This is a genomic window from Candidatus Methylomirabilota bacterium (assembly GCA_035936835.1).
Taxonomy (GTDB): Bacteria; Methylomirabilota; Methylomirabilia; order Rokubacteriales; family CSP1-6; genus AR37.
The window spans coordinates 1-25,727 of sequence record DASYVT010000057.1 but is presented as its reverse complement, the minus strand read 5'-3'; the positions used below and the strand labels follow the sequence as shown (position 1 = coordinate 25,727).

At 66.8% G+C, this 25,727-nt stretch carries 25 protein-coding genes and 1 pseudogene; 11 read left to right on the top strand and 15 right to left on the bottom strand.

Going from position 1 to position 25,727, the window contains the following annotated elements; all coding sequences use genetic code 11:
• Positions 1-202: 202 nt before the first annotated feature.
• From VGV06_04730 to VGV06_04720, 3 genes are read left to right on the top strand one after another with little or no spacing between them, the layout of a single operon-like run.
• Entirely contained in the window at positions 203-559 is a 357-nt protein-coding gene (locus VGV06_04730; GenBank protein ID HEV2054464.1) for a hypothetical protein, read from the top strand.
• 3 nt (positions 560-562) lie between these two features.
• Positions 563-994, top strand: a complete 432-nt coding sequence (locus VGV06_04725) for a nitroreductase family deazaflavin-dependent oxidoreductase (protein HEV2054463.1) — start codon at positions 563-565, stop codon at positions 992-994.
• A 3-nt stretch (positions 995-997) separates the two neighbouring features.
• Positions 998-1,498, top strand: coding sequence for a hypothetical protein (locus tag VGV06_04720; protein HEV2054462.1), 501 nt, complete (start codon positions 998-1,000; stop codon positions 1,496-1,498).
• On the opposite strand, the gene VGV06_04715 is transcribed toward VGV06_04720, so the two are convergent.
• The 5 genes from VGV06_04715 to VGV06_04695 all read right to left on the bottom strand — a co-directional run bounded on the left by VGV06_04715 (position 1,485) and on the right by VGV06_04695 (position 9,285).
• Complete coding sequence (locus VGV06_04715) at positions 1,485-2,918, bottom strand: amidase (protein HEV2054461.1); 1,434 nt, start codon at positions 2,916-2,918, stop codon at positions 1,485-1,487. The genes VGV06_04720 and VGV06_04715 overlap by 14 nt on opposite strands.
• Before the next feature lie 2 nt (positions 2,919-2,920).
• Positions 2,921-3,859 (bottom strand): LLM class F420-dependent oxidoreductase, encoded by a 939-nt coding sequence (locus VGV06_04710; GenBank protein ID HEV2054460.1) that lies wholly within the window; start codon positions 3,857-3,859, stop codon positions 2,921-2,923.
• Positions 3,860-3,868: 9 nt separating this feature from the next.
• Positions 3,869-4,363, bottom strand: a complete 495-nt coding sequence (purE, locus tag VGV06_04705; GenBank protein ID HEV2054459.1) for a 5-(carboxyamino)imidazole ribonucleotide mutase — start codon at positions 4,361-4,363, stop codon at positions 3,869-3,871.
• 244 nt (positions 4,364-4,607) lie between these two features.
• Complete coding sequence (locus VGV06_04700; GenBank protein HEV2054458.1) at positions 4,608-5,789, bottom strand: serine hydrolase domain-containing protein; 1,182 nt, start codon at positions 5,787-5,789, stop codon at positions 4,608-4,610.
• Positions 5,790-5,817: 28 nt separating this feature from the next.
• The gene (locus VGV06_04695) at positions 5,818-9,285 is read right to left on the bottom strand and encodes an adenylate/guanylate cyclase domain-containing protein (protein HEV2054457.1); all 3,468 of its coding nucleotides are present in this window, start codon (positions 9,283-9,285) and stop codon (positions 5,818-5,820) included.
• 380 nt (positions 9,286-9,665) lie between these two features.
• On the opposite strand from VGV06_04695, the gene VGV06_04690 reads away from it, so the two are divergent.
• From VGV06_04690 to VGV06_04675, 4 genes are all read left to right on the top strand, one after another.
• Entirely contained in the window at positions 9,666-10,565 is a 900-nt protein-coding gene (locus VGV06_04690) for a glycosyltransferase family 9 protein (GenBank protein HEV2054456.1), read from the top strand.
• Positions 10,562-11,332 (top strand): TIGR00730 family Rossman fold protein, encoded by a 771-nt coding sequence (locus tag VGV06_04685; protein HEV2054455.1) that lies wholly within the window; start codon positions 10,562-10,564, stop codon positions 11,330-11,332. Before VGV06_04690 ends, VGV06_04685 begins: the two co-directional genes overlap by 4 nt.
• Before the next feature lie 109 nt (positions 11,333-11,441).
• The gene (locus VGV06_04680) at positions 11,442-12,410 is read left to right on the top strand and encodes an ABC transporter substrate-binding protein (protein HEV2054454.1); all 969 of its coding nucleotides are present in this window, start codon (positions 11,442-11,444) and stop codon (positions 12,408-12,410) included.
• Between the two features lie 33 nt (positions 12,411-12,443).
• Positions 12,444-12,950: a DinB family protein gene (locus VGV06_04675; GenBank protein HEV2054453.1), complete on the top strand. Its 507-nt coding sequence runs from the start codon at positions 12,444-12,446 to the stop codon at positions 12,948-12,950.
• A gap of 61 nt (positions 12,951-13,011) precedes the next feature.
• Here VGV06_04675 and VGV06_04670 read toward each other — a convergent pair whose 3' ends face one another.
• The 7 genes from VGV06_04670 to VGV06_04640 form a co-directional block, all read right to left on the bottom strand.
• Complete coding sequence (locus tag VGV06_04670; protein ID HEV2054452.1) at positions 13,012-13,488, bottom strand: DNA starvation/stationary phase protection protein; 477 nt, start codon at positions 13,486-13,488, stop codon at positions 13,012-13,014.
• Positions 13,489-13,555: 67 nt separating this feature from the next.
• Positions 13,556-14,230, bottom strand: a complete 675-nt coding sequence (locus tag VGV06_04665; GenBank protein HEV2054451.1) for a TIGR04283 family arsenosugar biosynthesis glycosyltransferase — start codon at positions 14,228-14,230, stop codon at positions 13,556-13,558.
• 25 nt (positions 14,231-14,255) lie between these two features.
• A complete protein-coding gene (locus tag VGV06_04660) occupies positions 14,256-15,722 on the bottom strand; it encodes a DUF547 domain-containing protein (protein HEV2054450.1) in 1,467 nt (488 codons plus the stop codon).
• On the bottom strand, positions 15,701-17,215 hold the full coding sequence (locus VGV06_04655) for a mercuric reductase (GenBank protein ID HEV2054449.1): 1,515 nt from the start codon (positions 17,213-17,215) through the stop codon (positions 15,701-15,703). The genes VGV06_04660 and VGV06_04655 overlap by 22 nt, the downstream gene beginning before the upstream one ends.
• 13 nt (positions 17,216-17,228) lie before the next feature.
• A complete protein-coding gene (locus tag VGV06_04650; GenBank protein ID HEV2054448.1) occupies positions 17,229-18,029 on the bottom strand; it encodes a metallophosphoesterase family protein in 801 nt (266 codons plus the stop codon).
• On the bottom strand, positions 18,014-18,919 hold the full coding sequence (locus VGV06_04645; protein HEV2054447.1) for a radical SAM protein: 906 nt from the start codon (positions 18,917-18,919) through the stop codon (positions 18,014-18,016). The genes VGV06_04650 and VGV06_04645 overlap by 16 nt, the downstream gene beginning before the upstream one ends.
• 70 nt (positions 18,920-18,989) lie before the next feature.
• Positions 18,990-19,937: an acetamidase/formamidase family protein gene (locus tag VGV06_04640; protein HEV2054446.1), complete on the bottom strand. Its 948-nt coding sequence runs from the start codon at positions 19,935-19,937 to the stop codon at positions 18,990-18,992.
• Between VGV06_04640 and VGV06_04635 the strand changes: the two are divergent.
• Both VGV06_04635 and VGV06_04630 read left to right on the top strand, forming a co-directional pair.
• Positions 19,931-20,170 (top strand): annotated as a pseudogene (locus tag VGV06_04635) (GIY-YIG nuclease family protein). The gene VGV06_04640 and the pseudogene VGV06_04635 sit on opposite strands and share 7 nt — an antisense overlap.
• A 292-nt stretch (positions 20,171-20,462) precedes the next feature.
• On the top strand, positions 20,463-21,212 hold the full coding sequence (locus VGV06_04630; protein HEV2054445.1) for a DUF3750 domain-containing protein: 750 nt from the start codon (positions 20,463-20,465) through the stop codon (positions 21,210-21,212).
• A 194-nt stretch (positions 21,213-21,406) separates the two neighbouring features.
• Here the strand turns inward: VGV06_04630 and VGV06_04625 are convergent, their stop codons facing one another.
• Positions 21,407-21,856 (bottom strand): MaoC family dehydratase, encoded by a 450-nt coding sequence (locus VGV06_04625; protein ID HEV2054444.1) that lies wholly within the window; start codon positions 21,854-21,856, stop codon positions 21,407-21,409.
• Positions 21,857-21,951: 95 nt separating this feature from the next.
• Between VGV06_04625 and VGV06_04620 the strand changes: the two genes are divergently transcribed.
• Positions 21,952-22,503 (top strand): HdeD family acid-resistance protein, encoded by a 552-nt coding sequence (locus tag VGV06_04620; GenBank protein HEV2054443.1) that lies wholly within the window; start codon positions 21,952-21,954, stop codon positions 22,501-22,503.
• Between the two features lie 15 nt (positions 22,504-22,518).
• Here VGV06_04620 and VGV06_04615 read toward each other — a convergent pair whose 3' ends face one another.
• The gene (locus VGV06_04615; protein ID HEV2054442.1) at positions 22,519-24,099 is read right to left on the bottom strand and encodes an acyl--CoA ligase family protein; all 1,581 of its coding nucleotides are present in this window, start codon (positions 24,097-24,099) and stop codon (positions 22,519-22,521) included.
• A 413-nt stretch (positions 24,100-24,512) separates the two neighbouring features.
• Positions 24,513-24,836, bottom strand: coding sequence for a BrnT family toxin (locus VGV06_04610; protein HEV2054441.1), 324 nt, complete (start codon positions 24,834-24,836; stop codon positions 24,513-24,515).
• A gap of 196 nt (positions 24,837-25,032) precedes the next feature.
• Here VGV06_04610 and VGV06_04605 point away from each other — a divergent pair.
• Positions 25,033-25,727 (top strand): LLM class flavin-dependent oxidoreductase (locus VGV06_04605; GenBank protein HEV2054440.1); only part of this gene is annotated, 695 nt, incomplete at its 3' end.

The window sequence follows — 25,727 nt, the reverse complement described above, 5'->3', positions numbered from 1 at the left end:
ATCGTGCGCCTCATCGAGCGCTGCGTGGAGGCGCCGGAAGCGCTCCGCTACGACATCTTCTTCGGCACCTCACGCAACAAGTGGGGCTACCGCGACCTCGAGCATCCGCGCGCCGTGCTGGGCTGGGAACCCGTGGACGCGGCCGAGACGTATCGCTGACCCCCGTGCCCCGCACCTATCCTTTAATAAGGAGACCTGACCGATGGCCCTACAGACCCGCTACCTCTTCACCGCTTCCATGGACGTCGAGGCCGCGCAGGAGAAGCTCTTTAACGAGGTCTACGACACCGAGCACGTGCCGTTGCTACTCAAGGTGCCGGGCGTGATCGCCGTCGCAAGGCTCAAGAAGACCACGCTGACGATGATCATCGGCGGCGAGAAGAAGACGATCGTCGCGGAGAACGAGCCGACCTACAGCGCGACCTACGAGATCGAGAGCCCCGACGTGCTGACGAGCCCCGGGTGGGGCGCCGCGGTGGACCAGGGGCGCTGGCCCGGGCAGGTGCGCCCGTTCACCAAGAACCGTCGCCACGTCCTCTACCAGCGCATCCTGCCGTAGCCCGTGGCCCTCCAGTATCAGCGCGGGCTCGCGCGACGAGCCGTCAACCGGCTCGTGCATGTGCTGCTGCGGCTGGGCCTCGGTCCCCGCGAGACCTATCTCCTGACAGTGGCGGGACGGCGGAGCGGCGCGCCCCGCTCCACGCCCGTCACGCTCGTGGAGGAAGGCGGGCGGCGCTGGCTCGTCGCGCCCTACGGCGAGGTCGCCTGGGTGCGCAACCTGCGCGCGGCGGGGCGGGCTACGCTTTCCCGTGGCGGGCGCACCGAGGCGATCGCGGTGCGTGAGATCACGGCGGAGGAGGCCGCGCCCGTGCTCAAGTGGTACGTGACGCGCGTGCCGATCACCCGCCCCTATTTCGACGTGAGGCCGGAGTCGGACCTGGCCGCCTTCCGCGCCGAGGCGCCGCGGCACCCGGTCTTCGCCATCGTGGGCTGACCCGTGCGCCTCGTTCCGGTCGGCCTCGGTGTCGTAACAGGGCTTCAAGTCGTCGCCGCAGCCGCGGCCTATCCCGTCCTGACCCTTGGTGTCGGGCTCGCGGTCAGCGTCCACGGCACCCTCGTCAGCCCCGATCCTGGCGCGCGCACGATCTTCTTCCTTGCCGGATTGCCTATGGCCTTCGGCGCCCTGCTGATGGCGGCCGTCTTCGCAGCGGTGCCGCTTGGGGTCTGCGTCTCGGGCGCAATCGTCCTGGGGCGGCTCGGGCGCCGGCGCGGCGCGAAGGCCCCGGTGCTTCTGCTGCTGAAGTTCGGTGCGGCGCTGGTCGTGATCAACGTGGCGGTGCTGCTCGTCGGCATCCTGATCTGGCCCGTCTGGTTCTACAGTGAAAAGCTCGCCACCCTCACCCCGCTCTGGCCACTCGTCCTCTGCTTCGCCCTGAACGCCGTCCTGGACGCCGCTCTCGTGGGGATCGTCCTCCGCTCCCAGCTCAGCACGCGATAGGCGGCTTCTGGTCGAACCAGGGGCGCGCTTTCTCGAGCTGGGCGCCCAGCGAGAGGATGGTGCCCTCCTCGCCGTAGCGCCCCGCCAGCTGCACCGCCACAGGGAAGCCCGAGGCCGTGCGCCCGAGCGGGAGCATCAGCGCCGGCTGGCCGGTGAGGTTGAACCAGACGGTGAAGGGCGAGAAGGTGAACACGCGCCGCCAGTACTCGTCCACGTCCTCCAGCATCATATCGATCCAGCCGAGCTTTGGCGGCAGCGTGCCGAGCCCGGGCGTCAGCAGCACGTCGTAGCCCGCGTGGAAGGCCGCCATCTGCCTGCCGAGGCGGTGCATCGTTTGCGTCGCGCGCACGTAGTCGGCGGCGGCGATCCGCTCGCCCTTCTGCGCCGTGCCCCACGTGACGTTCTCGACTTCGCCCTTGCGCGCCGGGCGCCCCGCCGTCGGATGGCTCGCGAGGGCCACCACCATGTTGGCGGCGGCCAGCGTCAGGAAGGTCGGGACCACGGCGGCGCGGTCGATCTCGGGATCGGCTTCCTGGACCTTGTGGCCCAGGTCCTTGCAGAGCACGACGGTCTCGGCGAGGGCTTTCAGATACTCGGTATCCACGGGAGCGCCGTTGGGCGCCGCGGTCGTGTAGGCAATGCGCAGCGGCCTGCGCTCCGCCTCGACCTCTACTAGAAAGGGACGCGACACAGGCGGCGCGACATAGGGATCGCCGGGCCCCGCGCCGGCCGTCGCGTCGAGGAGCGCCGCGGTGTCGCGCACCGTGAGCGTCACCGCGTGCTCGGTCGAGCAGCCGCCCAGCCCCTCGCCCGTATAGGGAGCGAAGGTATTGCGCCCGCGCGTGGGCTTGAGCCCGACGATGCCGCAGCAGGCCGCGGGGGCCCGGATGGACCCGAAGCCGTCGGAGGCGTGCGCCATCGGCAGCATGCGCGCGCCGACTGACGCCGCCGCGCCGCCGGACGATCCGCCGGAGATGCGCGACACATCCCACGGGCTCTTGGTCGGGCCGTAGAGCTGCGGTTCGCAGGTCAGCGACAGCCCGAGCTCGCAGGTATTGGTGCGGCCGAAGATGACCAGGCCCGTCCGCTTGAGACGCTTGACGTGCTCGCTGTCGGCCGTGGGCGGCGGCGTGTCGGCGAAGAACTTCGAGCCGCGCGTCATCTTGACGCCCGCCAGCGAAGCCGTCAGGTCCTTGAGGAGAAACGGCACGCCGGTGAACGGGCCGTCGGGCAGGCCGTCGGCGATGGCCTTGCGCCCGTAGTCGTAGAGCTTCATGGTCACGGCGTTGACCGCGCCGTTGCGGGCCTCGACGCGCTCGATGGCGGCCTCGAGCAGCTCGGTGGGCGAGACCTTGCCGCGCTTGACCTGATCCGCCAGGCCGAGGGCGTCGTACTGCTCGAAGTCGGCGAAGCCCTTCACGCCTACGCCTTGCGGAGAGCGGGGGCGACTTTCTCGATGAGGGCGTCGAGCGGCTTGAGCTGGTCCTTCGGCAGGAACATGGTCGGGATGAAGAGCAGGCCGACGCCGGACTCGCGAAGCTTGCCGAGCTTGTCCTGGATCTGGGCGACGCTGCCCGCGAGCAAGGTGTCCTTGGCCGAGGCCTCGTCGCGTGCCATGCGCTTCATGAAGATCTGCTGGACCTTGTCGATCTCGGCGCGGTCCTCGCTGAGCACGGGCACCATGACGGCCGAGCGCAGGATGGTCTTGGGATCGCGCCCGATGGCCGCGCAGTACCCGTCGAGGATCTTTCCCTTCTTCGCGAGCGTCTCCGGGCCGCCCCAGACATTCCAGTGGTCGGCCCAGCGCGCGACGATCTTGAGGGTCACCTTCTCGCCGCCGCCGCCGATCATCAGCTCGGGGCGCGGCTTCTGGACGGGCTTGGGCATGAGCGGCGCGTCGTCGAGCTGGTAGTACTTGCCCTTGAAGGTCGAGCGCTCCTGAGTCCAGAGCATGTTCAGGACCTGGCAGGCTTCATCCAGGCGCTTCAACCGCTCGCCCACCGTGTAGAACGGCATGCCGTAGGCGGTGTGCTCGTTCTCCTGCCAGCCGGCGCCCATGCCGCAAATGAGCCGGCCACCCGAGATGATGTCCACGTTAGCGGCCATCTTGGCGAGCACCGCGGGATGGCGGTAGGTATTGCCCGAGACGATGGTCCCGACCCGCATCCGCTTGGTGAGCGCGGCCAGCGCCGTGAGCGTCGTCCAGCTCTCGAGCATGTCGCCGACCCGGTCGGGGGTGTTCGGCATGAAGTGGTCGGTGACGCACGCCGCGTCCCAGCCCGTCTGCTCCGCGTGGCGCCAGAGCGCGACCACGTCGTCCCAGGTGGTATTGCCCATGCTGGAGAAAATGGCGAAGCGCATGCTGGCTCCTTACGGAAGGGTTTCCTGCTTGACCTTTCGCGCCTGCTTCTTGCGGAAGGCGTGGAGCTTCTTCCTGAGTAGAGGCCGGTGGTTGGCGAGGATGGCCGCGGCGAAGAGCGCCGCGTTGATGGCGCCCGCCTTGCCGATGGCCATCGTGCCCACGGGAATGCCGCCGGGCATCTGCACCGTGGACAGGAGGGAGTCGATGCCCTTGAGCGCCCGGCTCTCCATGGGCACGCCCAAGACGGGCAGGACGGTGTGGGCCGCCACGACGCCCGCCAGGTGGGCGGCTCCGCCGGCTGCCGCGATGATGACCTCGATACCGCGGGCCTCGGCCTTGGCGGCGTACTCGGCGGTCAAGCCGGGGGTGCGGTGGGCGGACATGACTTTGCACTCGTGCGGCACGCCGAGCTGCGTCAGCAGCAGGTCGGTGTGGCGCATGGTCTCCCAGTCGGACTTGCTGCCCATGATGACGGCGACGAGAGGCGGATTGGCGTCAGGCATACGGTGGAGACCGAACGATGCCGCAGGCTCTGTGATTAGTCAAGCTGTTTACGAACTGACCCGAACCACGTACTCAGGGACCCAAAGCGATCCGAATTAGCTGGATGTCTTCCCAGATCGTCCTGGTGGGGGGTGTTCTGGTAGCAGCGTGGTAGCGCCAGCCTGTTACCCACCCGCCCCGCGCAATAAGCCCGTCTTCGCTGCTACTCACTGTCGCGGCGTGCTTGAAAGTCCTATCCCCTCCCTAGCCATCGACCGCCGCCGCGGTCACCGCGTTCATGAATAGGTCGTGGCACTCTTTGGTGCGGAGATCGTCGATGAGCTCGAGCGCAACCGAGAAATAGAGCCCCACGATCTCGTACACTGGATCAACCCAGAACTGGACGCCTCCTGCGCCATGATGGGAAAAGGTTTGCTGGGAATGCAGCGATCCATATCTCAGCGCTTTTTTATTCCCATGGATACTCCAGCCAAATCCCCATGAGGCTTCAGGGAAGAACTCACCAGGGATCTGCGAACTGATACCCGGGATCTGATTGCGCGTCATCTCGGCTACCGCTGCCGGGCTGAGAATTCTCACATCCCCGTAGCACCCACGATTGAGGAACATCTGGCCGAATATCGCCATGTCCATCACGGTCGAATAGACACCCCCGGCGGCCAGAGGCAGCTCCTGATGTTCTCGCGTGCCGAGTCCCGGACCGACGACTCCAACGGCGAACGGCGCATCCAATGCGCGTTTGACAATCCTGGTCCTCACGGCATTCGGCACGATGTAGAACGTGTCCTCCATGCGCAGCGGCTCAAAGATCCTTTCTCTCGCAAAGTCTGCTAGCGACTGTCCACTGACTCGCCGAACGATTTCCCCCAGCAAGGCGTAATTATGGTTGCTGTAGGACATCTCCACGCCGGGGGGCTTCCACAGAGGCGCATCAAAGCTGAGATACAGGCGCTCATGGATCCAGGGGTGTTGCGTCTTTTCCGGGGGAGGGATGGCTACGAGACCCCTCTTCTTTGTCACATGCGCCACGACATCTTCATCTCTGAGTCCTGAAGTGTGCGTGAGCAAGTGATGCACCATCACTGCCTCCTTCCCTTCGGCAACAAACTCGGGAATGTAGTCTGAAACTTGTCGTTGCAGGCCAAGGAGACCGTCTTCCACCAGCACCATGGCCGCCGTTGCTGTGATCGGTTTGGTGAGGGACGCCACGGGATAGATCGTGTCGCGCTTGACGGGAGGGGCATCGTCGTCGGGCGTCAAGCGGCCAAAAGCCTCGTGCAGAACGATGACCCCACGTCGCGCCACAAGCAGCACGAGCGCTGGTGTGATACCTTGCGCCACCCAACTGTCCGCTGCATGGACGACACCTTGGAGTCGTTGCGCCGACATCCCGACTTCTCCCGGCATTCCTGACCGAAGTTTCATCGCTGACTCCTTCTGGCTCCCTCTACCGTCAACCTCGCTCTGATGCAGCGTCGTCATGTGTCCCAGTCATGATTGAAGCGCGCGCGAGAAACCCTCTCTTGAGTTCCTCATCCGGGATAGTCTCTGATAACTCGCGGATCACCGCAGCGGCTGCGTGGGACTCTTCTGCTGCTCCTGTTCCATTCCCGAGCGTAGCCAGTGCCTGCGCCTTTGCCGCCCGAATGCGCCAGAGCATCGGGCGATAGGACATCGCTTCGGCGACAGCCAGCACGCTATCGGCCAGCACGACGACGTCCGTGGGTCTGTTAAGACGCAACAGAATGCACAACTGAAGTGCGAGCGCGGACACATACGCGGGTTTGAAGCCGATCTGGTCGGCGTGCCGGGCTGAAGCTTCTGCCCGGCGAAGTGCCTCGTCCAGTCTTCCCTCGGAGAGAAGCAGTTCTGCCATCACCTGCGCTGCCGTGACTTTCTGGCTCGGTTCTGCTGACGGACCTTCAAGTATACTCAGCAGATCTTGCGTCAGTCGGCTGAGAGTCGTGGGCTCGAGGTGTCCGGCGCGAATAATAGATGCCGCCAACAGCAAGCGAGCGCCCAGTGCAAACCGCCAGCGTTGGAGACGGCTCGCCTGATCGAGCGCGGGCTCGAGCACGGCGGATGCCTTCTCATAGGCCATGATCTCCAGGAAGTATCTACCAGTGCACAAATCCTTTATCATCCGTGCAAATTGATGCGCCTCGTCGGCAATCTCTCTTTGCAGAGAAGCCCATGCCTCGTCGTAGCGCCCAAGATAGAGTAGGGCGTAGGCTTTCTCGGTCGGGTACATCACGGGGAGGGCTCCGATGTCTGCAGCGAGACGTATCCCCGCATCGCAGCACTCGATACACCGTGCAAAATTGCCTCGGGAACGATGGAGCTGCATGAGTCGAAAATACTGCTCCTTGAGTCTGAGCAGATCATGTCGCATCTCAAGGCGCTTAAGGAGTTCCTCTCCTTGCTGCTCGATCTCAGCGGTCGGGCCTGATCTCAAGGAGCTGTGAACGACTCTGACGTAGGAGCTATCGATGATCAAGTCTTCATCGCCGATCTCTAGACTGAGCGCCGATGCCTCTGCGCAACTGGCCGCAGTGTCGTCCCTAGAGTCAGGGTCGAAATCTAACAAATAGAGAACCCGACGAAGCAGGATCCGCACCATGCTTCGCTTGTCATCCAGTTGACGAGCCAGGACGTACGCCTGCTTCCCGAGTTCAAGTGATTGTGCGCCAAAGTCCGGTTCATCGAAGGTGACAATGTAATAGGCTTGGGCAAGCCCTAGCAGCGACGTGAGCTCCTGCGTGCGGTTGCCACATTGCCTGGCGCTCACAAGCAACTGCTCGTAGGCGCTGGCGGCTTCTTTGCCACGGAACAGCCCTAGGAGTAGTTCCGCGCAGGATTCCAGAACGCGATCATATGCCTCACCTGTCGGGATCAGCTCCAGGGCTTTTTGAAAGTGGTCGAGCGCCTCGCGATTGGCATACCGATGGGTCGCCTTGTGCCCCGCCTTGACGAGATACTCCACCGCCTTCCCCGTCTGATCACTGCGGCTGTAGTGGTACGCTAACTTCTCGTACGGCTCCTCAGGTTGCGTCTGGGAAAGTCTCTCGAGTTCTTCTCCCGCGCGCCGGTGCAGCACACGCTGCCGCTCGTGCAGGAGACTTCCATAGGCTACCTGCTGGGTGAGGGCATGCTTGAAGGTGTATTCGATCTCTGGGAAGAGGCTCGTCTCATAGAGGAACTCCGCCGCCTGTAGGTGATCCAGGCCACGGTGGAGCGCCGTTTCTGGCAGCGCGACGATGGTTTGTAGAAGCGTGTAGGGGACATCCTTGCCAATCACGGCTGCGGTCTGAAGGAGGTGCTTCTCCTCAAGTGGGAGGCGGTCGATCCGAGCCGCGAGAACTGCCTGGACGGTCGCTGGCACCTGAATAGTCCCAAGGGGTTTGACCAGCCGATAGGCTCCCCGCGCCCCAACCAACGCGTGGGTCTCGACAAGAGTCTGGAGGGTCTCCTCCAGAAAGAACGGATTGCCCTCCGTCCACTCAATCAAGCGCCCCTTGAGCGCTTCGAGGCTGGCGTCCTCCCCCAGGAGGTCTTGAAGAAGTTCCCCGGCATTCTCCGGCGGCAGTGGATCGAGCCGCAGCTGTATGTAATAGGTTTTGCTCCCCCAATTATGCTGGTACTCGGGGCGGTAGTTGACGAGAAGCAGTAGCCGAGCGGTTGGGAGGCTCTCAACCAGGCGGTCGAGCAAAGCCTGGGTCTCAGAATCGATCCAATGCAGGTTCTCGAAGACCAGGATGAGAGGTTGGACCTGGCTCTCGCGCAACAGTAGGCGCTTCACGGCGTCCAGGGAGTGCTGACGGCGATGCAGAGCGTCGAGATGCTCCCATGCACCATCTTCGACCGGTACCTCCAGAAGCGAGAGGAAGGCTGGTAGAGTCGGCCTAAGAGCCTCATCGAGGGTGAGCAGCTTGCCGGTGACCTTTTCACGGATGCGTCGCCGATCGTCCCCCTCTTCGATGCGGAAGTAGACTTTGAGAAGGTCGATGATAGGGAGATAAGTTGTGGCCTGCCCGTAGGACATGGACGTGGCCTCGAGAGCGAGCCAGCCCTGGGTCCGATGGGAATGGATAAACTCGTAGAAAAGTCGCGTCTTCCCCACCCCTGGCTCTCCCACCACCGCGACCACCTGACCGTGACCGGCGCTGGCCCGTTCCAGAGCTTGGCGGAGAGCCTCCGTCTCGGTCTGCCGTCCAACGAAGCGCGTGAGCCCACGGGCCACGGCAGCTTGCAGGCGTCCCCGATTGGCACTGGCACCGGTCAGCTCAAAGACCTCCATCGGGCCCGGCAGTCCCTTGATAGGAACCAAACCCCGGGAGGTGACCTGCACCAGTCCGTCTACCAGGCGGAGCGTCTCGGCTGTCTGCCAAATGCTGCCTGGAGGCGCGAGCTGTTCCATGCGGGCGGCGAGGTGCACGGTCTGGCCGACGGCAGAGTAGTCCATATGCAGGTCGTTACCGATGGTGCGAACCAAGACCTCACCCGAGTTGAGACCAACCCGTATCTGCAGCGTGATCCCGTGTGTGCGGAGAATCTCTTCAGTGTAGCGACGGATCGTCTCCTGCATCGCCAACGCGGCATAGCAGGCCCGCACGGCGTGATCTTCATGGGCGATGGGCGCCCCAAAGAGCGCCATGATGCCGTCGCCCATCACCTGGTTGACGGTCCCTTCGTAGCGGTGGACCGCTTCCATCATGCGCTCGAGGACTGGATCGAGGAGCCTGCGCGCATCCTCGGGGTCGCGGTCGGCGAGCAGTTCCATCGATCCCTTGAGGTCGGCGAAGAGGACTGTGACTTGCTTGCGTTCGCCTTCGAGCGCGGCCTTTGAGGTGAGGATACGCTCGGCGAGGTGGAGCGGGGTGTAGGCGTTAGGGGTATCGAATTTCGCTCCCGGTACGCTCAACGGGACCCCGCACTCCCCACAGAACTTCTGCGTGGGAGCATTCGACGCCCCGCAGGCAGGGCAGACAGCTGCAAGGCGTGCCCCACATTCCCCGCAGAATTTCAGGCTGGCGGGGTTCTCGTGCTTGCAACGGGGACACCGCATGCCGGGGGGCCTCAAATTGGGGGAGCCGGGTCGGTTTACTATGAGGGACGAGTGGGCCAATCTTAGCCGGGGGCTCTCTGGGGGTCAAGGATTGCCAATCCGATGACGTATCTATTCATGGTCTACTCCCCTATTCGCTAGACAGATGGGATTGTAATTTCTAGAGTGGCCCCGTCCTCGGCAAGATCTTAGGAGTCGAGGCCCGGGGCCCACTAATTCGGGGATAATGGGGCGCCATGGCTCACGAGCCCATCGATACCCTCGTGATTCACCCGGGCGCGCTCGGCGACGTCCTCCAGGCGGTGCCGGCGCTCGAAGCGCTCGGGCGCCTCGGCCACCGGCTGACCTTCGCCGGCCAGCCACGATTGGGCGAGCTGCTCCAGGGCGCGGGCCTCGTGCTCGGGGCGACACCGTTCGACACCTTCGGCCTCGAAGCGCTCTTCGCCGACGGACCGGCACCCGAGCGTTTGACGTCGCGGCTCTCGCGCTTCCGGCGCGTCGTCTCGTGGTTCGGCGCCCGCGAGCCCGATTACGTCGAGCGCCTTGGCGCCCTCGTCCCCAAAGCGATCGTCGCGCCGCCGGTGCCCGACGACGAGTCTCCGCTGACCGTCTGGGAGCACCTCGTCGAGACGCTGGGCCCGTGGGACGTCGCGCGTCCGTCCGACCTTCATCCGCTTGCGACCACCGAGCGGTGGCGTATCGCGGCGCGCACCGCGCTCATGGCGCTCGGCGTGGACGAAAGCCGCCCGCTCCTCATCGCGCACCCAGGCGCCGGCGCGCGCTGGAAGCAGGCGCCGACCGCGCGCTTCGCGCAAGCGCTCGAGCGCATGGTGGCAGGCACCGGGTTCGAGGTCGTGGTGCACCAGGGCCCGGCCGACGCCGCCGCGGTGGACGCCCTCCTCGCCGCGCTCAGCATCCCTGCGCACCGCTTCCTCGAGCCCACGCTGACGGAGCTGGCGGGCGCGCTGGCTCTGGCCCAGGCCTATCTCGGCAGCGACTCGGGCGTGAGCCACCTTGCCGCAAGCGTGGGGACACCGAGCGTCATCCTCTTTCCGCCCGAAACGCTCAGGCGGTGGGCCCCGTGGGCGCCCTCCGCCGTGGCGCTGGGCGTCGGATCCGAAGGAGACCTGCCGTGACGGGCGACATGGAGCTGCGCGCGCGGTGGCGGCGCCGGTGGGGCAAGGACTCCGCCAATCCCGACGACCGGCGGTTTCTCGCGGGCCCCCAGTCGCGGCTCCGCGAGCTCCTGTGGGCGCTCGGGATCTTCGTCGAGTTCATCCGCGGCTTCCGGGCGCTGCACTTCGTCGGTCCCTGCGTCACCGTCTTCGGCTCGGCGCGCTTTCCCGAGACGCACCGCTATTACGAGCTGGCGAGGCGCGTGGGTGCCCTGCTCGCGCGAGACGGCTTCACCGTGATGACGGGCGGCGGCCCCGGCATCATGGAGGCGGCCAATCGCGGCGCCAAGGAGGCGGGCGGCCGCTCCATCGGGTGCAACATCGAGCTGCCCAAGGAGCAGAAACCCAATGCCTACCTCGACCGGTGGGTGACGTTCCGCCACTTCTTCGTGCGCAAGGTCATGCTCGTGAAGTACTCCTACGCGTTCATCGCGATGCCCGGCGGCTTCGGGACGCTCGACGAGATGACGGAGGCGGCGACGCTCATCCAGACGGGCAAGATCAGCCACTTCCCGCTGGTGCTCATGGGCGTGGAGTTTTGGAAGCCGCTGCTGGATTTCATGCGCGGCACGCTGATCAAGGAGGGCACCATTGGCCCCGACGACGTGGACTTCTTCGTGACGGACTCGCCCGAGGAGGCGGCGGCCCACGTCCGCACCGTCGGCATGGAGCGCTTCGGGCTCACCTACGGGCCGAAGATGAAGCGCCGCTGGTTCCTCGGCGAGTAAGGTCGGCGCGGGACGCCGCCTCCCACCAGCGAGTCTGCTACACTCCCGCCGAGCCTGTAAGGAGGGCTCGTGCATGGTCCCGACCCAAGTGATTGAGCGCAGAAGATTCATGGCGCTGATGGCCGTCGGCCTTCTCGCCGCGCCGCGGGCCGCCGAGGCGCAACAGGCCGGGCGGGTGTATCGGATCGGTTTGCTCGAGTACAGCGCGCCCGATGCTGCCCGGCAGGCCTGGTGGATTGTGTTCCGCCAACGGATGCGCGAGCTCGGCTACGTGGAGGGACAGAACGTTACCTTTGAGCCGCGCTGGGCGCAGGATGACAACGACCGACTCTCGAAGCTTGCTGCCGAGCTCGTCGGGCTCAAGGTGGACCTTATCGTCACGGCAGCGTCGCCCTCCGCGCTTGCGGCGAAGCGGGCGACCGCGACCATCCCGATCGTGATGGCCACCGGCGCGGATCCGGTGGCGGTCGGGCTCGTTGCGAGTCTCAGGCAGCCGGGCGGTAACGTCACGGGGATGACCACCATCAACAGCGAGCTGGCTGCCAAACGACTCGAGCTCCTAAGGATCGTGGCGCCACGCGCGGCCCGCATCGCGATCCTTTGGGAGGAGAGGAACCTGAACTCCCGTCTCGCCGTGGACGGGACCGAAGCCGCAGCCAAGACGGCGGGTTTCACCATACACAGCGTCCCCGTGCGCAGCCCCGCCGAGATCGAGGCGGCGTTCGCCACCGTGGTCCGGGGTCGCGCCGGAGCGCTCAGCATCGTCCCGAGTCCGATGCTCTTCTCCCACCGCAAGCGACTCGCCGAACTGGCCATGAAGCATCGGCTGCCGACTATCGGCGGTAACCGTGAGTATGCGGAAGCAGGAGGCTTGGTCAGTTATGGCGCTGACTTCCGCGACATGTTCCGCGGTGCCGCCGTCTACGTCGACAAGATCCTCAAGGGCGCCAAGCCCGCCGACCTCCCCGTCGAGCAGCCCACGAAGTTCGAGCTGGTGATCAACCTCAAGACCGCGAAGGCGCTCGGCCTGACGATCCCGCACTCACTCCTGCTGCGGGCGGATGAGGTGATCCAATAGTGCGGTAGAATCACGCATAGGAGGATCCGAGCCATGGCACACGCGAAGGTGAACGATCTGCGCGCCCGCAGCGACAAGGCGTGGGCGCAGCTGAGAGCGCAGCTCCAGGGCATGGAGCCCTACCTCGACAAGAGCGACGCCCCGGGACAGTGGACCACCCGCGAGGTCCTCAGCCACATGCTCTTCGAGCCCGGCTGGAAGCCCGTGCCGCTGCTCAAGACCTTCGCCGAGAAGAACCTGCCAGTGATCGACATCAAGCCGGGCGACACGGACGCAAGCGGCGACCGCAAAACCATGACCCTTAAACAGTTCGCGGACGCCCTCGACGCCCAGCGGCGCGAGGTGATGGCCTATCTCGACGGGCTCAGCGAGGCAGAACTCAGCCGCAAGTCGCGCATCCCGATCTTCAAGGAGATCATGGGCACCGACGAGGTCGACATTCCGACTTTCGTCGGCGCTCTCTTCGAGTACCACTGGAACGACCACACGGGACAGCTCGCCAAGATACGCAAAGCGGCCGGCCTACCCGACGCGAAATAAGGATAACAAAGGGGCAGGACGGCTCGTCGCCGCCCTGCCCCGCGGTTGTGGAAGGATCCCGCTAGGCTTCCAAGAAGGCCCGGAGCATCCAGGCCATCTTCTCGTGCTTCTCCATCAGGCCCGTGAGGAAGTCGCTGGTGCCGGCGTCGCCGAACTTGTCCATGGCGGTCGCGAGATCGGCGCGCAGCGTCATGATGACCGCCTCGTGGTCGGCAAGCAGCGCGGTCAGCATGGCGCGCGCATTGGGACGCTGGCCGGGGCGCTCCTTGAGGCGCGCGGCCTTCGTGAACTCGGCCAGCGTGCCGGGTGACTTGCCGCCGAGCTGACGCATGCGCTCGGCCACATCGTCCACGAAGTCGTCGAGCTCCTCGTACTGCGCCTGGAAGAACTTGTGCAGGTCGTTGAACTGCGGGCCCACCACGTTCCAGTGGTAGTTGCGGGTCTTGGTGTAGAGCACGTACTCGTCAGCCAGAAGCGGCGCCAAGAGCTTGAGAACGCCGTTCCGGCTGGCGTCGGACAGTCCGATTGCGGGTTTCATCGTGGGGACTCCTTTCTGCCTCCTTTAATAGCGTGGGTATGGAGACATTCTACCCACGCGGGCGGGGCTACTGCCAATAGTACCAGCGGTGGAGCCGAGCCGGCGGCACCCCGACCATGTAGAGGAAGCGGAGGGCCCACATGAGGAGGATGGTCCTGACGGCGCCGTCCCGCTCCCACTTCCGGGCCGACGTCGTCACGCTGAGCCGCAGGGCGGCCAGCTGCCCACGGCGCTTGAGGCGCCGGCAGAGCTCGACGTCTTCCATCAGCGGCATGTCCGGATAACCGCCCAAGGCGTCAAAAGGCTCACGACAGACGAAGATGGCCTGGTCGCCCGTCGAGATTCCGCTCCAGCGGGAGCGCTGGTTCATGAACCAGGCGATCATCCGGAACACGGGCCGCGGGTTGTCGAAGTGGATGTCGAAGCGCCCCGCGACGACGCCGGGATCGCCGACCGCGGCTTCCACGGCGGCGAGCGCGCCGTCGGGCAGGAGCGTGTCGGCGTGGAGGAAGAGCAGGACGTCGCCGCGCGCCGCGCGCGCCCCCGCGTTCATCTGGCGCGCGCGCCCGCGGGGGCTCGCGAGCAGGCTGATCTCTGGAAAGCGCGCCGTGATGGCGGCGGTCGCGTCCGTGCTGCCGCCATCCACCAGGACAATCTCGGCGCCGGGGAAGCGCGCCATGAGATCGGGTAGCAGACGTTCGAGGTTGGGCGCCTCGTTGAGGGCGGGGATGACGATGCTGATCAGAAGGCGCGCCGGCGCCGGAGCCTCACGAGCTCCGCGCAGTGTCGTTGAGGCTCCAGTCGTAGTCGAGGTAGGACAGGCCCGCATCGGTGAGCGCGCCGAGCCGGGCAGCGACGTCCGGGCTCGACCTGGCGCGGATGAAGGCCGCCACGCCTCCCGAGGCCGCGAAGTCCCCGGCGAACCACTTGAAGATGGACGATGCGCGAGCCGTCTTGCCGTCGGCGCCGGGCTCTAGCCCCTTGGTCGTATTCGACAGGAACGCGGCCGCCTGCTGGTCGAGCTGGGCGTCGAGCCGCGCCGCTTCGTAGGGCTCAGCGCGGAGATCGGGGCACGACAGCGATGCGCAGACGATGGCGAAGTGCACGCGTGGCTCCTTGAACGCCTTGCGCAGGATGCCGTGCTCGATGTCGTCGAGGGAATAGACCGTTCGCGCGACAGTGGCGACCTTCTTCTTCCAGATGGATGACAGCAGGCTGCCGCCGTCCCTGATGCTCTCCGTCGGGTACTGGTCGAGCACGGCCTTGATCGCGGCGAGGTTGTAGGCGTTGACCCAGAAGGCGATGCGCTCGGCGTCGCTCGCGAGAGCGTCCGGCCGAGACTCGGCCAGCGCGCTGAGCGCCTGGGCGTAGGCGGGATCGGCCTTGACGGCCCGGTAGTCCACGAGCGCGAGCTTGATGCCGCTGACGACCCCGGGTCTCACGTGTGCCCGCAGCAGCCTCGCATAGGCGTCGTCACCGGCGGCGTCAACGGGCAGCGCGAAGCCAAGGAGAGCCGCGATGGCCGCGGCTTTCAAGAGATCGCCCGCCAGCTTGCTCCGGCGCTGGAGCCAGCGCGGGATCAGGGAGATCAGCACCAGCAGCACGCCCGCGATCGCGAGGTAGGCCAGCGTCCGCTTGACGTCGCCGCGCCCGTCGCTAAGCGCGCCGCCCGCGAAGGTGAAGGCCGCCGTGGCCGGCAGGATGCAGATGGACGAGGTGATGAGGTAGGGCCAGAAGCCGATGCGCGTGATGCCGTAGGCATAGTTCTGGAGATTGAACGGGAAGATCGGGACGAGCCGCGTCAGCATCACGATGCGCCAGCCGTGCACGGCCACCTGCCCGTCCATCTTGGCGATGCGCGGGCTCGCCTGGACCCAGCGCTCCACCGTGCTGCGCACGGCATAGCGCGCAACGAGGAAGGCCAGCCCCGCGCCGATCGTGGCCCCGATCCAGACGTAGAGCGTGCCCCACAGCGGCCCGAATGCGACGCCGCCCAGCACCGTGATGGGCAGCCCGGGAAAGAAGAAGACCGTGGCGAGGATGTACCCCGCGATGAAGACGGCGGGCGCCAGCGCGCCGTAGCTCTCGATCCACTGCTTGAGCCGGGCGACGTTCTCGAGCCGGAGCAGGTCGCCCAGTCCGAGCGAGCGCGCCGCGACGATGCCGGCCGCGACCAGCAGCAGGGCGAGAACCGGACGGACCCAGCCGCGCCTCATCGCGTCCACCTTAGCCACGCGGCGAAGAGCCTCTTGACCTTGGGCGTGAGCCGCGTGCGGTTGAACATGTCGCCGACCTGGCGGATGGCCTCGGCCTGCGTCGGGTACGGGTGGATGACGGAGGCGAGACGCCCGAGCCCGACGCCGGCCGTCATGGCGAGGGTCAGCTCGTTGATCATCTCGCCCGCGTGCCGGGCCACGATGGTGGCGCCGACGATCTTGTCGCCGCCCTTCCGCACGTGCACCTTCACGAAGCCGTCTTCCTCGCCGTCGGCGAGGGCGCGATCCACCTCGGAAAACGGCCGGAGGTACGTGTCGATCGGAATGCCGCGCGTCTCCGCGTCACGCTCGTAGAGACCCACGTGAGCAATCTCCGGGTCCGTGTAGGTGCACCACGGGATGGTCAGCGCCGACAGCGTCTTGCGCCCGAGGAAGAGCGCGTTCTGGATCACGACCCGCGCCGCGAAGTCGGCGGCGTGGGTGAACTTCTCGCTCATGCAGATGTCACCCGCGGCATAGATCCGTGGGTTCGAGGTCTGCAGTCGGTCGTTGACCGTGACGCCGGCCTTCCGGTCGTAGGCGACGCCCACGGCTTCGAGGCCGAGGCCGTCCACGTTGGGCACGCGGCCGGCGCCCACCAGGATCTCGTCGACCACGACCCGCAGGGGCCCGCGCGGCGTGTCGCAGTGAAGCACCTTGCCGTCCGCGCTCCGTTCGACGCGCGTGAGCCTGGCGTCGAGGGCGAGGTGGATGCCCTCGTCGACGAAGGCGCGCTGGACGATCCCGGCGGCGTCAGCGTCCTCCCGGTTCAGGATGTGACCTCCGGTGTGAAACAGCGTTACTTCGGAGCCCAAGCGCCTGAAGGCCTGCGCCAGCTCGCAGCCGATGGGCCCGGCGCCGATGACGGCCAGGCGTCGCGGGCACTCCGTCAGCTCGAACACGGTCTCGTTGGTGAGGAAGCCCGCCTCGTCGAGCCCCGGGACCATTGGATGATGCGCGCGGGCGCCCGTCGCGATGACCGCCTTCTTGAACCGGAGAGCCGTGCCGTTGACCTCGACGGTGTCGGGCCCGGTGAAGCGACCGTCGCCGAGGAAGACGTCGACGCCGAGCCCGTTGAAGCGCTCGGCGGAGTCGTGGCGGCTGATCCGCGCGCGGATGCCGCGCATGCGTTTCATCACCGCGCCGAAGTCTGGCTCGACGGCTCCGTTTACCCTTACGCCGAGCGCCCCGGCCGCACGGATATCGCCGACCACCCGCGAGGAACGGATGACGCACTTCGAAGGCACGCAGCCGACGTTGAGGCAGTCGCCGCCCAGGAGGTGCCGCTCGATGAGCGCCACGCGCGCGCCGAGGCCGGCCGCGCCCGCCGCCGTCACCAGCCCGGCGGTGCCGCCGCCGATGACGACCAGGTTGTAGCGCGGCGCCGGGTTGGGCTGGCGCCAGTCTGGCGGGTGGACATTCGCCACCAGTAGGGCGTTGTGGGCATCGTTGGGAAGCACGTCTACCGCCATCTGCAGAGCCGCCTCAGAACTTGCCGCGCGAGCGTTCTTTTGACGGGAGGTTCTCGAGGCAGGTGGTCCACCAGCCGGAACGCACGGTCTCGGCGAACTCGGGCGGCAGGCCCTCTTGCTCGATCTGGCGGGCCAGCGTCTCGAAGTCGTAGTGCACGGGGATGAACTCGACCGAGAGGTCGGGCCCGGCGGTCAGCACCGTGTACCAGACGTTACTCGAGCCGTCGTTCTCCGGTCGCCCGATCACGCCCACGTTGACGGCGTGCTTTCCCTCGGGCAGCTCGCGATGCCACTTGATGCCGGTATGCGTGCAGGCGAGCACGTCGGCCTCCGCCTGACCGAGGAAGCGCTTGAGAAGGCCCGTCGGCGTCGCCGATTCCCAGAGGAACTCGTTGATGACCCTCGGAGACCCGTGGCACATGAGCACCCGGTGGGCTCCAAGGCGGATCCGCCGGCCTCCCGGCAGCGCGCCGAGCCACGCCTTGTTTTCAGTCGAGGTGTTGGCGAACGTGTACTCGTAGCTGATGCGCGCGAAGTGATTGTCGCGCGGATCGGTATAGCCGCAGCCGCAGTCGGTCTTGCCCTGCGCCAGCGACTCGTCGTAGTTGCCCTGGATCGCGAGAACGCCGTGGTCCTTAAGCAAGGGGAACACGCGGTCGGGATGAGGCCCGAAGCCGCCCATGTCTCCGAGGCAGAACACCGCTTCGACGTCGCGCCGTCGCGCGTCTTCGAGTGTCGCGCGAAGCGCCTGGGCGTTGTTGTAGACGCCGCCGAAGACCGCGACGCGCCGGTACTCGACTACCCGTTCTTGCACGTCATCCCCGTCTCGTGACAGGTGACACAGGAAGGATGGTAGAGCGGGGCGTCGCGGAACGACGCCTCGAGGCCGCCGTCCGAGAGCTTCGCGCCGGGCAGGCCCGCCAGGATGGGGCAGGCATAGACGCCGCCGTCGGCGACCACGCGGGATTCCGAGCACTGGAGCGTCCCGCGCTCGAAGCCCTCGAGGTCCTCCTCGGTGAGACGGCGCCCGCCCTCGCGGCTCAGGCGCCCGAGAGCGAAGACCGGCAGGATCTTCACGCGCGGCTTCTCGATGCCCAAGCCCGCGAGGAACCCGCGGAAGCGCTCGTACATCCCCCGCCCGCCCGCGTGCTCGTGGCTCGTGATCTCGGTGGCGGTCACGATGGGCAGGAGTCCGCGCTCGTGCAGGAGCTGGATGGCGCGCACGGCCTTGTTGAAGGCGCCGGCTCCGCGGACCCTGTCGTTCTTCTCCGGGTCGGTGTCGTCGAGGCTCACGCGGATCTCGAGCGAGTAGGCGGCGGCCCGGGCCAGCGCGGCGAGCCGGTCGGCCATGGCCTCGTCGATGAGCGTGCCGTTGGTGAGGACCGTCGTCGGCGCCACCACGAGCGCGTCTGCCAGGAGCGCCAGAATCTCGCCGTGGAGAAAAGGCTCGCCGCCCGTGAAGTAGATCTCCTTGACGCCGAGCTCGTCGGCCTCCCGCATGGCCGCGCGCGCGACCTCGGGCGCGATGGGCTTGAGCCATGGTTCGTCGGGGCCGGAGGCGTTGATGCAGTGGGTGCACTCGAGGTTGCACCAGGTGCCGGTGATCTGGATCCAGAGCGCCGAGAGGCGGAGGAAGGGCACGACCGGCGCGTGCCCGGCGCCGGGCTCGTGGACCACCAAAGGCAGGCTCATTCGGCTCGACATAGGCGCTCTCGTCACTCTCCCGACTGTAGTGTACGGGCGGGTCCGGCCGGATTGTCACAACCCCGTGAAATCAGGGGAAGATGCTCTCCGGCATGAAGGCCGAGACGATCCAGTTGGGCGCGTCCACGATCTCGCTGATCTTGAGATCGGCCGCCACGCTGCACACGATGTAGGCCTCCTCCCTGGAGAAACCGCGCTCCCTGACCAGGTGGTCGATCATGTGGCGAATGGCCCGCTGCGCGGCCGCGAAAAGATCCGGTCCGTGGGCCGTCGTCGCGAACCAGGGCGCGGTGTTGGTCCCCGCGGCGAGGGGGCGCGTCGTGCGGAGCTGGGGCTCCTCGAGGCGGCGGCCCTTCTCGAGGCCGAAACGGAGCGTTGCCTGCACGCGCATCTCGACGGCGGTGACGCACGCCTCGCCATCGCCCTGCGCGGCGTGCCCGTCGCCCACGCTGAAGAGCGCGCCCGGCATCCAGACCGGCAGGTAGAGCGTCGCGCCGCGCGTGAGCTGCTTGATGTCCATGTTGCCGCCGTTCTCCCTGGGCGGCATGGTGCTGTGCCCGCCGGGCTCGTCGAGCGCCGTGCCCATGACGCCGGGGAACGCCTCGATGGGCACGGCGACGCGACGGTCCATGCGCGCGTGCGTGCCGTCGGCGAGATCCCAGATCTGGAGAAACGGCTTCGAGAAATCCGACTCGGGCAGGAGCCCGCGCCCGGGACGGATCGCCGTCCAGCCGAAGTCGGCGGCGGGCTTCACGTCGAGGATCTCGACCACCAGCACGTCGCCGGGCTCGGCGCCGCGGACGCGCACCGGGCCCGTCAAGGGATGCCCGCGGAAGGGCCCGCGGTTGAGCACGTCGGCGTGGGTGGACGCCCGCGAGTAGAAACCATCGGCGGCGTCTCGCGTCTGGAAGATCACCGTGTCGCCGGGCTCGATCTCGAGCCGGGGCGCGATGGCATTGTTCCACTCGTAATGCACCTGCCCCGCGTCGAGCTCGGGCATACTGGCGCCTGATGGCATGGGTCTGCTACCTCCTCGAGTGCGCCGACGGCACGTTGTACACCGGTATCTCGAACGACCTGCCCCGCCGCCTCGGCCAGCACGCCCGCGGGGTCGCGTCGAAGTATACACGGAGCCGGCTGCCCGTCAGGCTGAGGTGGAGCGAGCGGCATCGGGACCGCCCCGCCGCCCTCCGGCGCGAGGCCACGATCAAGCGGCTGCCGCGCGCCGGCAAGCTGGCCCTTGCCGGGCGGGGGGCGCCGCGGCGATTGCTCCGCGGACAGCGCTGGTGTAGACTCCCGCCCATGGCAAAGAAGAAGTCAGCGAAGAAGAAGGCCGCGAAGAAGCCCGCAGCGAAGAAGCCGGTAGCGAAGAAGGCGTCGGCCCGGAAGCCGGCGGCGAAGGCCTCGTCACGCAAGGTCGCCGCCTACACGCCGAAGCCCGTCGACGGCATCGGCTGGGCACCCTTCCGCTACCCCGTCCCGCTCATCTAAGCGAGCCCGGCTTCTCGCCCCGGCACCCCGTCGCGGGGTATGCTGTGCGCCTATGACCGCGCGCGCATGCCGCCTTGTCGTGCTCGCCTGCGCTCTCGCGACCTGGGTCGCGACGGGGTCCGGCTGCTCCACGCTCGAGCGGACACGCGGCAACTGGTGGCAGCTCTCACGCGAGCCGTCGGGCCAGGCACCCGATCCGGCGACCACGCCCGAGGCTGTGGTGCAGGTCTACGCCGCGCGCGCCGTCGGCTGGCGCGGCCTCCTGGCCGTGCACACCTGGATCGCCGTCAAGCAGAGCGGCGCCGCCTCCTACACGCGCTACGAGGTGATGGGCTGGGGCGTGAGCCGAGGCGCGCCGGCCCTGCGCGTCAACCGCACCGGACCGGACAACCACTGGTTCGGCAGCCGGCCCGATCTCCTGGTGGATCTCCGCGGCCCCGACGTGGACGCGATCATCGAGAAGGTCCAGGCCGCGGTCGCCGCCTATCCCTACGCCGCGTCGTACCGGACCTGGCCAGGCCCCAACAGCAACACCTTCACCGCCTTCGTCGCGCGCGAGGTACCGGAGCTGAGGCTGAACCTGCCGCCGACGGCCATCGGCAAGGACTATCTCCCAGACGGCGCTCCCATCGGTATGGCCCCGAGCGGCACGGGCCTCCAGCTCTCGGCGCTGGGCCTGCTGGGCGTCATGGCCGCCTGGGACGAAGGGATCGAGGTCAACGTGCTCGGCCTCATCTTCGGCCTCGACGTAAAGCGTCCCGCTATCAAGCTTCCCGCCGTCGGCCGGGTGGGGATGCCCTAGCCGGCCGCCGATAAGGGCCCATCTGCTTCGTTGGCGCCCTCGGCCGCACGCTCAACGTAGAGAGACTACGCCTCGCGTGCGGAATCAACTCAGCCCTCGTCTCGCGACGGCCCGGGCCGTCGCTCACCTCGAACGGCGGGGCGCCGCCTCGCATCTGGACCCTTCTCGCCGGCCTGCGGCGCTCGGTCAGTCGGCTAGCCGCTTGCCGGACGCCGCTTAAAGAAGTTCACTCCTTTGGTGGTCATGACGACCTCGCCGTGCTGGTTCAGCACCTCCATCAGCGAGCGGACGATGCCGCGGTCGGGCTTGCTGCGCGACGCCGCGGTCTCCAGCACAGTGAGTCGCCCGGTCAGCGTGTCGCCGGGGCGCACGGGCTTGAGCCAGCGCAGCTCGTCGATCCCCGGAGAGCCCATGCTCGCCGTGTCCTTGAGGAACCCGTCGTAGAAGAGGCGCATCAGCACGCTGCCGGTCAGCCAGCCGCTCGCGATGAGCCCGCCCCAGATGCTCGCCTCGGCCGCCTTCTCGTCGGTGTGGAAGGGCTGCGGGTCGAACTCGCGGGCGAATGCGACCATGCGCTCCTTGTCGAGCGTCCGACTTCCCAGCTCGACGACCTCGCCTTCCTTGATGTCATCCCAGTAGCGCACGGATCGTCTCCTCCTCGTGGTTGCGGGCCCCGTCTCCGGCCGCGCGGCTCCCGTATCTTACACGCGCGGAGGCGCGACGCTGATAGAATGCCGCCATGTACAGCGGGCTGGCGCGGAACTGGAAGGCCCTGGCGGCTCGGGGCGTCCTGGCTATTCTCTTCGGGCTCTTCGCGCTGACACGGCCCGAGATCGCGCTGCCCACCCTCGTGTTGGGGTTCGGCGTGGCCGTGCTCCTGAGCGGCATCCTCGCCATCGTCGCCGGCGTGCGGGCCGAGGAAAACCAGGAGCGCTCCTGGCCGCTCGTCACCGAGGGCGTGATCGCCGTCGCCGTCGGGCTCGTCGCCCTGCTGCGCCCCGACGCGGCCGCCCGCCTCTGGCTCTACGTCGTGAGCGGCTTCGTCTTCGTGAGCGGCATCCTCCACATCTTCGCCGCCATACGGCTCCGCCGCGACATGCGGGACGAGCTGGTGCTGATCATCAACGGCGTGCTGACAGCCGCGTTCGGCGTGATGATGATCCTGCTGCCGTGGGCCGGGCTCCTGGCCCTTGGGATGCTGGTGGGCGCGTCCGCGCTCTGCTTCGGAGTGCTGCTGGTGATCGTGTCGCTTCGGCTGCGGACGCGGTGGCTCGCGCAGCACCCAGCCTGACGACCCCCCGGGCTGCTAGTTAATCCGCTTCTCCCTGCCCTTCCACTCCTTGTCGCGCAGGACGAACTTCTGGACCTTGCCGGTCGAGGTCTTCGGCAGGTCCCCGAACTCGATCGCCGCCGGCGCCTTGAAGTGCGCGATGTGCTGCTTGCAGAACTCGATGATGTCCTTCTCGGTCGCCTGCTGGCCCGGCTTGAGCGTGACGAAAGCCTTGGGCCGCTCGCCCCACTTTTCGTCGGGGATCGCGACCACGGCGCACTCCATCACGGCCGGGTGCTTCGCCACGCACTGCTCGACTTCAATGGTCGAGATATTCTCGCCGCCCGAGATGATGATGTCTTTCTTCCGGTCGCGCAGCTCGATGTAGCCGTCGGGGTGCCAGACCCCGATGTCGCCCGAGTGGAACCAACCGCCGCGGAAGGCCTCCGCCGTCGCCTCCGGCTGCTCGAAGTAGCCCTTGGCGCAGTTGTTGCCGACCATCACCACCTCACCCAGCGTCTCGCCGTCCCGCGGCACGTCGTTCATCTCCTCGTCCACCACGCGGACCAGGTCGAAGATCGCGTAGCCCTGCCCCTGCCGCGCGGCCAGCGCCGCCTGCTTCTCGGCGGGCAGGCTGTCCCACTCCGTGTGCCAGGCGCAGACCGTGTGCGGGCCGTACGTCTCGGTCAGGCCGTAGACGTGCACCGGGCGGAAGTTCAGCTCCTTCAACTTGCCGAGGAGGGTCGGCGAGGGCGGCGCGCCGGCGACGGTGACGGTGACCGGGCGCGCGAGGCGGTGGGCCTTGAGGTCGTTGACCACGCCGATCTGGACCGTGGGCGCGCCGCAGTAGTGCGTGATGCCCTCGGACTCGAGCAGCTCCCAGATGCGCGTGGACTCGACGCGTCTCAAGCAGACGTGCGTTCCCGCGACCGCCGTCACCGCCCACGTGAAGCACCAGCCGTTACAGTGGAACATGGGCAGCGTCCAGAGGTACTTCGTCTCGAAGTTCATCCCCGCCTCGACGATCTCGCCCATCGCGTTGACCCAGGCGCCGCGGTGCGAGTACATGACGCCCTTCGGGCGGCCCGTCGTGCCCGAGGTGTAGTTGATCGAGATCGTCTCCTCTTCGTCCTCGAGCACGGGCTCGACGGCGCCGGGCGCGCCTGTGGCGAGGAAGTCCTCGTAGGGGTCGCCGCCGGCACCCGTGTCGTCCACGCGGACCACCTTGAGGCCGGAGAGGTCCAGGGGCTTGATCGCGGGCTCGAACTCGGCGTCCACGAACAGGAACTTCGACCCCGAGTGCTTGAGGATGTAGCCGATCTCGTCGGAGGAGAGCCGGATGTTGATCGCGACCAGGATGCCGCCCGCCAGCGGGACCCCATAGTGCGCCTCGAGCATGGCCGGAATGTTCGGGCAGATGAACGCCACCCGGTCGCCCTTCGTCATGCCGGCCTTCCGGAGCGCCGAGGCGAGCCGGTTCACGCGCTCCGCGAACTGCCGGTACGTGTAGTGCCGACTGCCGTGGATGACGGCCGTCTTGTCCGGGAAGACGTAGGCGTTGCGCTCGAGAAAGCTCACCGGCGTGAGCTCGGTCCGGTACACATCGCGATGCTTCATTGCAGAGCCTCCACAGTTATTCCCACTGGGATGCGCGCAAGACTATGGCAACGGCTTGATCGTGTCAAATCCTGAGCCGCGGCCTTGCAGAACTGTCACATCGTCGCATCCTAACCTACCGGCTCCTTTCGGAGACGCTCGACGATCCACATCCTCATCAGAGTTTGATAGGGGATTCCATGATAATGAGCTGCAGCTTTTAGCGCTCGCACTCTTGATGGCTCCATGCGCAGCGTAAGATTCAGTTTCCTCTCCTTGACCTGCTGACGAAACTGTGGCGATACGCGCACTTTGGTCGCTCTCGTCTGATGAATGTATTCTCCGGGAGAAGCCTTCTCCCAGAACATTCGCTCCTCGTTGTCTGTCCGGAATGCGGGGATCTTCTTTTTCAGTGTCTTTGGCCGAGGCATGCCTTACCTCCTATGGCGCATGTAAAATGCTCGCGTCGCAGAGTCCATATCCCTCGCCGTGATGCAGCGCGCACGGCTTCCCCCGCGGGGGGAAAGCACCACAAATAGATACCGGCCGGCCTCCGTCTGGCCCAGTGCATATAAGCTCTTACGCCCTGTCACTGGATGCTGACGCCCTCGACGCCAAACCGGCCTGAGCGCAACTACCTCTTCAACCTCGTCTGGGCTTACTCCATGCCGGGCGATGTGCTCGATGTCAGCATCCGACCAGAGGATCTCGACGATTTCCACTAGGAACTCTCCAGGGAGCGTAATCGTACTGCACATGCATTGTCAATGCATTCTTGCACCTGGCGCGCTGCCCGAAATGGCGCCTCAGACGCAGCTCCCAGATTCCTGCGGATCCTTCGTCAGCTTCGCCCGTCAGTCCCTCTCGGCCCCGGCACGCCTTGCGCGAGGCCGCGTCGTGAGGCAAGATTGGCGGGCCGAGGCGCACGCCTCGTCTCCCAAGGAGGGAACCCGCATGCGCGTCGGCATGGCCGCCGTCTTTCAGAACCCCGGCAGGGCCCGCAGCGACTTCGACGTCTACCGTGACGAGCTCCGGCTCGCCGATCTCTGCGAGCCGCTCGGCTTCGACTCTCTCTGGAGCGTCGAGCACCACTTCACCGACTACACCATGTGCCCCGACGTGCTGCAGTTCCTGACGTACATGGCGGGGCGGACGACGCGCGTCGTGCTGGGCTCCATGGTGGTGGTGCTGCCGTGGCACGACCCGATGCGCGTCGCGGAACAAATATCGATGCTCGATAATATATCGGGCGGCCGGATGATCCTGGGGCTGGGGCGCGGCGCGGGCAAGGTCGAGTTCGAGGGATTGCGCGTGCCCATGGGCGAGAGTCGCGAGCGCTTCGTGGAATACGCGCGGATGCTGCTCGAAGGCCTCGAGAAGGGCTACTGCGAGTTCGACGGGCAGTTCGTCAGCCAGCCGCGCGCCGACATCCGCCCCGCGCCCTTCAAGAGCTTCCGCGGCCGCACCTACGCGGCGGCCGTGTCGCCCGAATCGGTGAAGATCATGGCGGAATTGGGCGTAGGCATCCTCATCATTCCGCAGAAGCCGTGGCCCGAGGTCGCCAAGGAGCTCGTCGAGTACCACGCGCTCTACCGGCAGCTCAACGGCGTTGAGCCGCCGGCGCCGATCTCGGCGGGGTGGACTTTCTG

Coding starts and splice junctions, on each gene's coding strand:
- VGV06_04690 (HEV2054456.1), top strand. CDS start 9,666: ATGGCTCACGAGCCCATCGATACCCTCGTGATTCACCCGGGCGCGCTC.
- VGV06_04670 (HEV2054452.1), bottom strand. CDS start 13,488: ATGAAACCCGCAATCGGACTGTCCGACGCCAGCCGGAACGGCGTTCTC.
- VGV06_04640 (HEV2054446.1), bottom strand. CDS start 19,937: ATGCCATCAGGCGCCAGTATGCCCGAGCTCGACGCGGGGCAGGTGCAT.
- VGV06_04615 (HEV2054442.1), bottom strand. CDS start 24,099: ATGAAGCATCGCGATGTGTACCGGACCGAGCTCACGCCGGTGAGCTTT.
- VGV06_04645 (HEV2054447.1), bottom strand. CDS start 18,919: ATGTCGAGCCGAATGAGCCTGCCTTTGGTGGTCCACGAGCCCGGCGCC.
- VGV06_04630 (HEV2054445.1), top strand. CDS start 20,463: ATGACCGCGCGCGCATGCCGCCTTGTCGTGCTCGCCTGCGCTCTCGCG.
- VGV06_04680 (HEV2054454.1), top strand. CDS start 11,442: ATGGCGCTGATGGCCGTCGGCCTTCTCGCCGCGCCGCGGGCCGCCGAG.
- purE (HEV2054459.1), bottom strand. CDS start 4,363: ATGCCTGACGCCAATCCGCCTCTCGTCGCCGTCATCATGGGCAGCAAG.
- VGV06_04700 (HEV2054458.1), bottom strand. CDS start 5,789: ATGAAACTTCGGTCAGGAATGCCGGGAGAAGTCGGGATGTCGGCGCAA.
- VGV06_04730 (HEV2054464.1), top strand. CDS start 203: ATGGCCCTACAGACCCGCTACCTCTTCACCGCTTCCATGGACGTCGAG.
- VGV06_04620 (HEV2054443.1), top strand. CDS start 21,952: ATGTACAGCGGGCTGGCGCGGAACTGGAAGGCCCTGGCGGCTCGGGGC.
- VGV06_04610 (HEV2054441.1), bottom strand. CDS start 24,836: ATGTGCAGTACGATTACGCTCCCTGGAGAGTTCCTAGTGGAAATCGTC.
- VGV06_04655 (HEV2054449.1), bottom strand. CDS start 17,215: ATGGCGGTAGACGTGCTTCCCAACGATGCCCACAACGCCCTACTGGTG.
- VGV06_04710 (HEV2054460.1), bottom strand. CDS start 3,859: ATGCGCTTCGCCATTTTCTCCAGCATGGGCAATACCACCTGGGACGAC.
- VGV06_04675 (HEV2054453.1), top strand. CDS start 12,444: ATGGCACACGCGAAGGTGAACGATCTGCGCGCCCGCAGCGACAAGGCG.